We start from the raw sequence: 10,185 nt of genomic DNA, 5'->3' as shown, positions 1-10,185 counted from the left end.
CCCGAGATGTCGCTCTCGCGTGTCTACACGCTGACGGACTACACGGATCTGGACTCGTCGAAGGATCCTGGGCTTTCGGTGGAACTGCTGCGGCGGATCGGGCGGGAGATTGGGGAGGGGCTTGGGCGCTTAGGTGGCATGTAAACAGACACGCCCGACTTCCGTGATCTCTTGCTGCCGCGGGTCTACGGTTGGCTCAATGTCGGATTGGTCAAGGGGGACACATGGAATTCGCAGAACGGCTCTCGGCGCTTGCCGCAAAGGTGCGTCAGCAGCGCGAGGCTATTCAGACCGAGGAAGCAACGAAGAACGCATTCGTCATGCCGTTCATCTCAACGATCCTCGGCTACGACGTTTTCAACCCTCTTGAGGTCGTGCCGGAGTTCACAGCGGATGTGGGAATCAAGAAAGGCGAGAAGATCGACTACGCCATCGTGAAGGATGGCGAGATACAGATCCTCATCGAGTGCAAGAAGTCCATTGGACCGGTAAGGATCGAACACGCTTCCCAACTATTCCGCTACTTTGCAGTCACAAATGCGCGGATTGCCATACTCACCAATGGCGAGGTGTATCAGTTCTTCACTGATCTCGATGCTCCGAACCGTATGGACGAAAAGCCGTTCTTGGTGCTGGATCTCAATGACATCGATGATTCGCTCCTGCCTGAACTCCAGAAACTCTCAAAAGATGTCTTCGATCTTGACTCGATCATCAACGCAGCTGGCGAACTGAAATACATCGGCGAGCTAAAACGGACACTCGCCGCCCAGTTCCGCGAGCCTGAAGACGAGTGGGTCAAGTTCTTGACCACACGGGTGTACACCGGCCCATATACGCAGCGTGTGCGCGAGCAGTTCACTTCGCTCGTCAAAAAGGCATCGAAGCAGTTTCTCAACGATCAGGCCAATGAACGTCTTAAGAAGGCCCTCGGCTCTCAGACCTTTACGCAGATCGACGATTCGGCAATTCTTCCGAAGGTGACGAGTGAGCCGGTGGTTGAATCCGACCTCGCCGAGGCCGATGGTATTGCGACCACACTCGAAGAAATCGAGGGCTACCAGATTGTCCGGGCGATCGTATGCAGCGACGTAAAGCCCTCAAGGGTCTTCCAACGCGATGCCAAGTCGTACTTCGCCGTACTTCTGGATGACAATAACCGCAGGCCGATAGCACGCCTGCATTTCAACCGAACACAGAAGTACATCGGACTCTTCGACGAACACAAAGAGGAACGGCGTGTTCCCATCGACTCCCTTGAAGACATCTACGAACACGCTGACGCTCTTCGCGCCAGTGTGAAGGGCTACCTGTAGCAGCTGTCGGCTGGGTGGCGGCGCCGATCGTTACCCGCGACGGCCACGAGGTGGCAGAGCTCAAGCCTGTGCGTCGACGCAGCCGCCAAACAGAACGACTGATCGCCAGCCGCCGGCACCTGCCGCGCGTGGACAGTGAGATATTCCGGGCAGATCTGGACGAGATCCTGGCTTCGAGTTCGGTGTCCCTATGGTCAAGGACATGAACTCCATGCTTCGTCTGGTTCAAGACCGGCAAATACGTCGCGGACACTTCGCGCCAAACCGAAGTATTCGGACCGCCCCCGACCGCGGAAAACGCGGTCGGGGGCGGTTTGCTCGGAGTCTGGGGCACTAGGGGATCTACAGGTCCCTCAGCGAGGAATCCGCGTCGAGCCGGGCGAGTCTTGCGACGTGGCCGAGGGCTCCAAGGCACAAGAACAAAGGAACGCAGAGGAGTGCTCCGAGCACGAGCAGCCAGTTGGGCATGGCCCATGCGGTCACCGGCAGGAGGTCGAGCTGCAGTCCGTTGAAGACCGCCGTTCCTATGACGGAGCAAAGAGTTCCCAGGAGCGCCCCCGTCACGCCAATGATGAGGCCCACTGCAGCCAACTCGACCATGTAAACCCCTGCTATCGAGGCCCCCGACCAGCCGATGGCTTTAAGGAGACCCACTTCGCGGGCCCGCTGCTTGATCCAACTGCCGCCAACGGACACCCCGACGCCGAGGCAAAAGATGATCAGGAAGCCACCGATCACCCAGCTGACAAGGGCAAGAAGAGCGAAGAGGCCTGACAGGGACCGGATTTGGCCCGCTACGCTGTTCACGGAGTACCCGAGGGCTCGGACTTGGTTTTGCACGTTGACCACTTCATCCGCTGAGTCAACGCGCACATATGCGCGGGGATAGACCAGCGTTTTGGTGGCTGGCCGGGCATTGGCGAGTGTTGACTGAAGTACCTTGCTGGAGACGTAGGCAGCTTGTGCGCCATCCGTACGCGGCGACGAGTTGTCATAGATACCTGAGACGCGGAGCGATATGGAAACGGGTTCGCCGTTGCCGGGGCCGATTTCCTTCGTGTACGCGAAGCTCATTTCCTTGCCGAGCAGCTCGGTGTATTTCTGGCCCTGACCTTGTCGGGGAGCAGGATCTGGCCTTCCCCAGGGCCGTCTTCGGAGACGTCGCCGAGCAGTATTTTCGAGGTGATGCCGCTGATGAATGGCGTACCCATGAACGCGCCTGGGTTGTTCGGTGACGGCCAGTTCGCTGGGTCCTCTATGGCGAGGTCAATTTGTGCCCAGCCGAAGGATCCCACCACATGATCGATTTGGTCGAACCGGGACAACGAGTCGTCAGTGATCTCGCGAGCTGAGTCTGGGCCTACTGAAGTCACCTCCACATAATTCAGTGCGGAATTGGTGCTGATCTTGTTTGAGTATGAGCCTATTCCGGCCCCTACGATGCTGTCAGCGAATATGAATACCGCGATGCCAAGACTCATCAGGACCGCGAGTGGCCTCAATTTCGACAGGGAAAGCCGCACAGACCTTGCAGCAAAGACCCTATTTCTGTTCAAGGAGCAACTCCTTCATCGGAAGCTGACGGTGGGCCACATGCCGGAAGACTTCGTCATGCGAAGCGACGAGGACACCACACCCGCCGTCGGCACCCGTTCGCATGGCCTCCAGGATGGCTTCGGTATTTGGCGCGTCAAGACCCGAACTTGGTTCGTCCGCTAGAAGCAGTGACGGTTCGTTGATCAGTGCGCGGCAAAACGCGACTCTTTGTTGCTGCCCACCGGAAAGCCTCTTCGCTTGCCGGTCAGCGACCGCCGCAAGGCCGAAGCGTTCCAACTGCTCCGTAATCGTTGCACGTGTCATGGGCTGGCTGCTAGCAAGGAGAACATTTTCCAATGCCGTGAGTTCGGGAAGTAGGTTGCTGCTCTGAAACACCATTCCAATTTCGCTTGAGCGGACAAGACTAGCCGTCCGGGACGATGCATCGGTTCTGTCGTTACCGTTGATCCAAACTTTGCCGGCATCGGGGGTCGATAGAAGTCCGGAGATATTCAGGATGGTTGACTTCCCCGAACCCGATTCACCTCGCAGCCAGACGATTTCACCTGCCTGGACGTTCAGGCTGACTCCAGAAAGGACCAACTGTCGGGTCCCGCGTTCATCTGAAAAAGACTTGGTGATGTTCTCAAGACGAAGTACCGAAGTCACTTGTTCTCCCCGAAATCGTAGGCACCCGGGACCGCGATCATGGCAGCTGAAATCGAGAGGCTGCATGGTGACGCTTTGTCTGGTTCCATCCGATACAGAGACGGGAATTCTTTACAGCCTTTCAGAGTCCGCAGTTCCTCGGCCGCCTTGTCGAAGTCGTTTGATCCAAGTCCGGACCGACTTGCGTTCGTCATGGCGGTCAACGCCCGAAAGTAGTTCAGGCCCTTTCCTCTGGATGAACCGATGAGCTGCGGGAGAGCGGACTGGACGGCCGGAAACATTGATCTCACTTCTTCGCTGTTTGAGAAGTACATGGAGTTGGAGAACGCCATTAGCGCTCCGGAAAGTAGATGTTCAACCCCGGGCTCTGCGTCGAACGTCTCCAGTCGCGCCAACCGGGCATTAGGCTCAAGCTGCACCAGAACATCCACCAGGTCGATGTACCCGCTGAGATTTGCGAATGTCACGGTGGCCGGAAGCGCTGCCGTACCCTGCTCGATGATCGAACCGTAGCTCGCCCAGGATGAAGACCCAGAGCGTTTCAGTGCCACAAGTGCCTTGAGTTGGGTGATTAAGTCCGCTTCGGCCGACTTCAGCACCCGTTCCAGTTCACCTCGGGTTCGCTCACTTGCGACCGCGGGAAAACTCGTGTCGAGGAGTCTCGCGGCAAGATACGTCCCGTGGACCGAGCCGTTGGCGAGAGATGATGACTCGGGCATCCGTATGAGGCCGTTGGTTCCTTGGAGCTTCGTCAGGTCTTCTTTGACGGCGGAGACGTCGTTGGTCGGCGCGGCAGGATCGGCGCCGCAGGCAGCCAGGCCAAGCACAATCACGATCAGTGTGAAAGGAGGTTTTGAGTTTCGTAGCCAGTGCCCGCCGCATCCGGCCCCCAGATCAATGGACACCCAATTCACCTTTTCCGACGAGACCCAAGCCAGCGTCTCGCGAAGTCAATTACGGCTACGACGGCAAGCGAAACGGCAAACGCCAGGATGACCGTCAGTATCTCCCGAATTGGGTTTCTGCCAGTCCACCAACTGTTGTTTGCGATCATCACAACGATCGTCAAGAGCCCGGCCCTTCCGAAGCGTGAGATCCACACTTTCTTGTCGGCGTCTCTCAAGTTTTCCAACGATTACCTCTTCGGACCCAGTTGGACGATGACCCATAAAACTGCACCGGCAAGCTCATTTTGCACCCGTTGCGCTAGAGGTTTGAGAAACGGAGGAAAAACAGAACTGATGCATCCGCCAACCAGGGCATATACGCGGCTTTGAGCGTCCGCTTGCTTGCCTTGATGTACCAGGGTGATGACTTCGTTAACCACGGCGCCTCCCAATGCGCCCCAAACGCAGCGCGCCAGAACGGCTGCAAAGGGAGCAAGCACAATGGGAAGCGCACGCGGATGGACGTCTGTTTGGGCGCCAGTTGCCCGCAGGTCGACTGCGATGGCTTGAGTCATGAAAGCAAACTGCGCCATCGGTTCAGCCGGAAAAAGCACTCGCGCCTGGTCTGCCAGGGTCATAGTCGGGTCAATCGCGCCGAGTTTAGTTTCGACAACAGTTTCAGAGGCGAGCTCGAGGCCTCTGGATGACTCCTTCGAAACTGCTAAACCAGGCTCATTCCGGTCAAAAACAGAGCCATCGTCAACGCCCCGACAAGAGCAATTCTCAAACTTCTCATTTCTCCGCTCCATTCGATGTTAGAAGGACCTCTTTAGCACCGCAGCTCGCACCGGCACTATTAATCACGATTCTCATTTCACCCCCACGCATTCATCGCCCGGCCCGTTGGCGGCCTGGGACTTGAGGTCCTCCAGCCGGACCGTAACCGCTTCCGGTAACAAGTCCTGAAGTGAGTGCGTCACGATAACCACGAGCTTGGACTCCGCCCAGCCTCTGATCTCCTCAAGCATGTAGCCACGCCCTCGGTGTCAGTCCCGTTGAACGGTTCATCGAGGACTACGCAATCGAACTGGCCGACGGTGTTCATGACGTACCAGAGTTTGCGCACATTTCCTGTCGACAGGTTCCCCGCGTTCTCGCCTAGCCACGGTTCCATCCCCAGCGCGGTCGCCCGGAGTATTTCGGGACCAGGATCGAGATCTCGGGCAATGCAGGCAAACACCAGGTGATCACGGGCGGTCATCTGAGCGAAGAGCGCCGCTTCGGACCGGCATACCCTCCGACTGCTTCTACTTCCAGGGTCATCGGCGCTGGCTCCGTTGACAAGGATCGTTCCGGCCCACGGAGACAGATAACCACTGGCCAGTTCGACGAAGGTCGATTTTCCGGATCCGTTCTTCCCCTGCAAGTGGATCAAGGCGGGTCCGGTGAACGCGAAGGACACGTTTTCGTAGACGGGACGTTCGGCGGAGTATCCGGCAAACACGCGGTCGAAGACTATTTCTGGGAGAGAATTCTGCGTTGCAGGCAAATCTTTGCACCTCCAGTGAGAAGAGCCGTGTACATGATGGCGGCAATGGTTGCGGGGACGTTGCCCAGGAGGAGAAGGCCGAGCACCGGAACAGCAAGCAGTAAGCCAATGAACGCTCCCGCGAGGGACATTTCCATCGAGCCGTCGGCCTGCCGGACTTTGACCTTGCTGTAGGCGTTTCCAATAATGTTGCTGCTCGCAATCGACCACGGAATCAGGAGAGTCTCCACGGGAAGGACGCCGGTTGCAGCCCAGACAATGACTCCCATCGCTGGTGCCGCAAGCAGCGCCAGGAGCACAGACTGCGTCAGGGCCACGCCCCATGCAAGAGAATTGAGGCCGAACCCGGATTCCCAGCTGTATCTCAGCTGCGGAAGAAGTCCGATCGGGTTGTTCGCCTTGCACATGAGTTCATTCCCGACGACTCCCACCATGAAAACGATGCAGGCGCCAGCGTTCTGAATTCCGGGGACTCCAGGAAGGAAGTCCGGCCCGATCCTGCCCCCGCGAAAGCCGATCGCAGTAGCAGCAGCCAGAAGCAGGCAGATTCCGATTCCACGGAACAGGGCAAACGACCTGTCCCTGACGAGATTAACTGTGAGGACCCGCCAGAGCATGGCGACCGGCGTCGTCGTCTTCCATACGAACTCCCTGACGCGCCGCGGGACCCGGGCGTTTACGTGAAACGATTGCCTCCTGATCGCTCGAACGTTCCGGATTGTGAGAAGGGGAAAAACGACGACGGCGATCGCCAACCGCCGTCGCGATCCAGCCGCCTGCCGCGCCGGTTGCGTTGGGTCCCAGGTCAAACCCGGGCGGTGCCGAGGTCAATGCCAGCAGCACTCGGGCGAGGATGGCCCCTAGCAACCCGGCCAGGAGGCAACCCCCGGCGAAGACGGTCCATCCCACGGCCAGACTCGGAATGCGAGGATCACTTGCGGCCAGCTTGGAACTCCAGGCAAGCCAGGTCGCAGTCAAGCCGAACGGGACAGCTAAGAGGGCCAGTGCCAATGTGCCGCCACTTCCACTTTCCTCTTGCACAACAACCCATGCCGCGGTGCAGACGGCTCCCGACAAACCAAACAAGATGCCAGCCCGAGGAACTGCCTCGGCCAGAAACACATGGTGCATTGAAACATCGGTCGCCCGGAAGAGCTCCCTGTTTGGGTTGAACCGGACTGCAAATCTCCGGCTGCTGAGGGCTTCCCGTGCGAGCGCACCGACGCAGATATAGAGGCAGACGGCGAATGCCAACAGGATGATTGCCATCGTTGCAGCGCTGCCCGCATGGGCGTGTGCGCCGTCGAAGGACAACGCCTCATGCAGCAGCCGCATCACAAATAGCGATCCGGCCAGGACAGCAGAGACCAAAGCAACCCCACTGCCTACGCCGAGGACCACGAGTGTGCGAATGGAAATCGGCCATCCTGTGACCGCAAGTATGCGCACTCCCGAGAATTTGTAAGCCGCTCTCAGACTTCCCATTACCGGCGCCTAGAGTCGATTGACGGATTTGCTTTGGGCAGACTCCGCGTCGACGATGAGGGCTGCCGTTCCGATACACATGGCGCCTATCGTCCAGAGCCATACCGGAAGCGTGCCCGGGAAGTCCACTTTCGCGGCTCCTATGAACATGCCTCCGCTCATCCCACTGATGATGAACAGAACCGTATCGCGCTTGGGCTTTCGTTTTGTTGCGAGCACAACCACCAGGGAGATCGCTCCAACGGTCAAGGACGTCCATGCAAGAAGTGGAGTCCTCGGTTCGTGCAGGAGTCCAACAACGATGCTGCCGGCGATACACGCGAGTACAATAACGGTGGCGATCCTGCGGATAGTTGATGAATAAATCAATGTCGGACCCTTTCTAGGATTCAGAGGACGCGGCGGCTGTCATCAACATGCTGCGTCTAGAGTTCGCGCTCTCCTTGCCGGTAGGCTGCCAAAGCGTCTTTGCGGGCCCACCTGACAACAAGAGCGATGTCGAGGACGAAAGACGCGCAAAAGTAGGCAACAAAGGCGGGAAACGGTGCTCCAGCGACGAAAAGGGCGCCCGCGATCACGATGAAGACGACGCCGCTGATCAAGTTGTAACGACGGCGGCCCGGAGTCGCATTCATCGCCGTCCTGAGCTCATCTAGGTAGTAGAGCATGCCCCTCCTCTCTAATGGCCGCCCTCAGCGGCAATATCCGCCGGTATAACGGAAGGCCATCGCACCAATCGGGGCGGGTGCCAGGCGAATGCATTCTCCTCTGGCGTGGGCAATTGTCGCTTGGATCGCTATCTGCACAGCAGACACCGCGCAGGCGCTCAAGCCAACCGGAGATCCAGAAGATGCTAGAACCTGATCTAGCGCGCTCTGGTCCTGGGTGGTCGATGCGCTAGCGACCGGAGACGCGACCGTTATTCCGATGACCGCAATAGCGAGGGCTGAGGTTGCTGCTAGGACTTTCCGAGCAACCGTTACGCGATTTTCCATGAATCCCCCAATGTCTTCTATGGTTCGGATCCGAGTTCGGAACCCGTGCAGGAAGACTAAGGGCGAAAATCGCGACTCAGTGCTGGAATCGACGAATTAAGTGGTGCCGTTGACGAATCTCAGTGGTCAAACATGGCAACACGTAGACGGAAACGTGGCAACACGTAGACGGGCACACGAAGCTTCCTTATGCTCAGGCCAACGTAAATTCAACCTCACGTCCTCCGAACCTCGTATGTGTCGACTCCCCCTTGCATTCCAGCGCCGTGAATCCAGGAGCCGCAGCCAGCCAGCCCCCCCTCCCAGCCCACCCAACCCCGCCACCTGGTATCCCAAACCACCTCCACGCAGAACACCCCCTTGACTCCCACCCCCTCCTTCCCTAAACTTTTCATAAAGCAGAATCTAAATTCCACAAAGCGGAAATCGACAAAGGCGAACTAGCCCAAGAGAACAAGCCAAGCGGAAGATGGATCCCAAGCCCTCCCCCGGAAGGACACCTACGATGACGTACACAGTGAACTGCTCCATCCTCCTGACGGAGCTGCCCCTGCTCGAGCGCCCCGCAGCCGCGAAGGCTGCCGGCTTTGACGCCGTCGAATTCTGGTGGCCCTTTGAGACTTCCGTCCCGTCAGACGCCCAGGTCACCGAGTTCGAGAACGCCATCAAGGACGCTGGCGTTCAGCTCACCGGCCTGAACTTCAACGCCGGCAACATGCCCGGCGGTGACCGCGGCCTGGTTTCCTGGCCCGCCCGCTCCTCCGAATTCCTGGACAACATCGACGTCGTCGCAGGCATCGGCGAGCGTCTGGGCTGCAAGGCATTCAACGCGCTCTACGGCAACCGCGTGGACGGCGAATCGGCCGAGAAGCAGGACGCCATCGGCGCCGAGAACCTGGCCAGTGCCGCGGAAGGCGTCGCACGCATCGGCGGCACCGTCCTCCTTGAACCGGTCAGCGGCGCCCCCAAGTACCCGCTTCTCAAGGCCGCCGACGCCTCAAGGTGATCGCCCGCGTCAAGGAAGAATCCGGCGCCACGAACGTCAAGCTCCTCGCCGACTTCTACCACCTGGCAGTCAACGGGGACGACGTCGCAGCCGTCATCGAAAACCATGCCAAGGACTTCGGCCACATCCAGATCGCCGACAACCCCGGCCGCGGGGCTCCCGGAACCGGCGAGCTTCCCCTCGGCGAATGGATCGCCCGCAGCCGCGAACTCGGCTACGAAGCTACATCGGCCTCGAATACAAGGAACCGCAGGAAACGGCCTTCAGCTGGGCCATCCGCCAGCGCGCCACCTCCCACTAGCGAACCCCCACGACCCAACTGAGTAGCAGTTGATGTCGTTTAGAGCCCTCAAAACGACATCAACTGCGAGCTAGTTGGGTCCAGCACACTTGAGCTAAAAAAGACTTCAGTAAGGAAAATCATGAGCAACGTTGCAGTTATCGGACTCGGAATCATGGGCCTCCCCATGGCCATCAACCTGGTCAAGGCCGGCCACTCCGTCACCGGTTTCAACCGTAGCCAGGACAAGATCGACAAGCTCGTCTCCGAAGGCGGCAAGGGTGCCACGAGCATCGCCGACGCGTCAAGGACGCCGACGTCGTCATCACCATGGTGCCGGACTCCCCCGACGTCGAAGGTGTCGTCAGCGGCCCGGACGGCGTCTTCGCCAACGCGAAGAAGGGCACCCTCTGGATCGACGCAAGCAGCATCCGCCCGGACGTCGCGGCCCGCCTCTCGGCA

11 protein-coding genes and 2 pseudogenes are annotated in these 10,185 nt (G+C 58.8%); 3 read left to right on the top strand and 10 right to left on the bottom strand.

Features of this window, described 5'->3' with window-relative positions; all coding sequences use genetic code 11:
- The first annotated feature begins 224 nt into the window (after positions 1–224).
- Positions 225–1,316, top strand: coding sequence for a type I restriction endonuclease (locus tag AHiyo1_RS17465; protein ID WP_059389380.1), 1,092 nt, complete (start codon positions 225–227; stop codon positions 1,314–1,316).
- A gap of 342 nt (positions 1,317–1,658) precedes the next feature.
- Here AHiyo1_RS17465 and AHiyo1_RS17460 read toward each other — a convergent pair whose 3' ends face one another.
- The 10 genes from AHiyo1_RS17460 to AHiyo1_RS17415 all read right to left on the bottom strand — a co-directional run bounded on the left by AHiyo1_RS17460 (position 1,659) and on the right by AHiyo1_RS17415 (position 8,110).
- A complete protein-coding gene (locus AHiyo1_RS17460; RefSeq protein ID WP_059389379.1) occupies positions 1,659–2,390 on the bottom strand; it encodes an ABC transporter permease in 732 nt (243 codons plus the stop codon).
- The gene (locus tag AHiyo1_RS24910) at positions 2,387–2,872 is read right to left on the bottom strand and encodes a hypothetical protein (protein WP_172465628.1); all 486 of its coding nucleotides are present in this window, start codon (positions 2,870–2,872) and stop codon (positions 2,387–2,389) included. The genes AHiyo1_RS17460 and AHiyo1_RS24910 overlap by 4 nt, the downstream gene beginning before the upstream one ends.
- The gene (locus tag AHiyo1_RS17450) at positions 2,859–3,587 is read right to left on the bottom strand and encodes an ABC transporter ATP-binding protein (RefSeq protein WP_084784571.1); all 729 of its coding nucleotides are present in this window, start codon (positions 3,585–3,587) and stop codon (positions 2,859–2,861) included. The genes AHiyo1_RS24910 and AHiyo1_RS17450 overlap by 14 nt, the downstream gene beginning before the upstream one ends.
- Positions 3,518–4,426, bottom strand: coding sequence for a hypothetical protein (locus AHiyo1_RS17445; protein ID WP_148667641.1), 909 nt, complete (start codon positions 4,424–4,426; stop codon positions 3,518–3,520). The genes AHiyo1_RS17450 and AHiyo1_RS17445 overlap by 70 nt, the downstream gene beginning before the upstream one ends.
- 230 nt (positions 4,427–4,656) lie before the next feature.
- Positions 4,657–5,046, bottom strand: coding sequence for a hypothetical protein (locus tag AHiyo1_RS17435; RefSeq protein ID WP_059389374.1), 390 nt, complete (start codon positions 5,044–5,046; stop codon positions 4,657–4,659).
- Positions 5,047–5,384: 338 nt separating this feature from the next.
- Positions 5,385–5,912 carry an ABC transporter ATP-binding protein gene (locus AHiyo1_RS24905; RefSeq protein WP_059389373.1) on the bottom strand — a complete coding sequence of 176 codons (528 nt, stop codon included), beginning with the start codon at positions 5,910–5,912 and terminating at the stop codon, positions 5,385–5,387.
- Between the two features lie 11 nt (positions 5,913–5,923).
- Positions 5,924–6,391 carry a hypothetical protein gene (locus tag AHiyo1_RS24900; protein WP_172465627.1) on the bottom strand — a complete coding sequence of 156 codons (468 nt, stop codon included), beginning with the start codon at positions 6,389–6,391 and terminating at the stop codon, positions 5,924–5,926.
- Positions 6,392–6,548: 157 nt separating this feature from the next.
- Positions 6,549–7,328, bottom strand: a complete 780-nt coding sequence (locus AHiyo1_RS17425) for a hypothetical protein (protein WP_148667640.1) — start codon at positions 7,326–7,328, stop codon at positions 6,549–6,551.
- Positions 7,329–7,451: 123 nt separating this feature from the next.
- The gene (locus AHiyo1_RS17420; protein ID WP_059389370.1) at positions 7,452–7,811 is read right to left on the bottom strand and encodes a hypothetical protein; all 360 of its coding nucleotides are present in this window, start codon (positions 7,809–7,811) and stop codon (positions 7,452–7,454) included.
- 56 nt (positions 7,812–7,867) lie between these two features.
- A complete protein-coding gene (locus tag AHiyo1_RS17415; RefSeq protein ID WP_059389369.1) occupies positions 7,868–8,110 on the bottom strand; it encodes a hypothetical protein in 243 nt (80 codons plus the stop codon).
- Between the two features lie 832 nt (positions 8,111–8,942).
- Here AHiyo1_RS17415 and AHiyo1_RS17405 point away from each other — a divergent pair.
- Together AHiyo1_RS17405 and AHiyo1_RS27105 are read left to right on the top strand one after the other, a co-directional pair.
- Positions 8,943–9,744: pseudogene (locus AHiyo1_RS17405) on the top strand (hydroxypyruvate isomerase family protein).
- 121 nt (positions 9,745–9,865) lie between these two features.
- Positions 9,866–10,185 (top strand): annotated as a pseudogene (locus AHiyo1_RS27105) (NAD(P)-dependent oxidoreductase); the annotation flags it as partial.

The organism is Arthrobacter sp. Hiyo1 (assembly GCF_001263615.2).
Taxonomy (GTDB): domain Bacteria; phylum Actinomycetota; class Actinomycetes; order Actinomycetales; family Micrococcaceae; genus Arthrobacter.
The sequence above is the reverse complement of the archived record's forward strand: the minus strand, read 5'-3'. Positions and strand labels throughout refer to the sequence as shown.

Bases quoted from the DNA above. Each gene is read 5' to 3' on its own strand.
- AHiyo1_RS17465 (WP_059389380.1), top strand. From the start codon at position 225: ATGGAATTCGCAGAACGGCTCTCGGCGCTTGCCGCAAAGGTGCGTCAG.
- AHiyo1_RS17460 (WP_059389379.1), bottom strand. From the start codon at position 2,390: ATGAGCTTCGCGTACACGAAGGAAATCGGCCCCGGCAACGGCGAACCC.
- AHiyo1_RS17450 (WP_084784571.1), bottom strand. From the start codon at position 3,587: ATGCAGCCTCTCGATTTCAGCTGCCATGATCGCGGTCCCGGGTGCCTA.
- AHiyo1_RS17435 (WP_059389374.1), bottom strand. From the start codon at position 5,046: ATGACCCTGGCAGACCAGGCGCGAGTGCTTTTTCCGGCTGAACCGATG.
- AHiyo1_RS24900 (WP_172465627.1), bottom strand. From the start codon at position 6,391: ATGGTGGGAGTCGTCGGGAATGAACTCATGTGCAAGGCGAACAACCCG.
- AHiyo1_RS17415 (WP_059389369.1), bottom strand. From the start codon at position 8,110: ATGCTCTACTACCTAGATGAGCTCAGGACGGCGATGAATGCGACTCCG.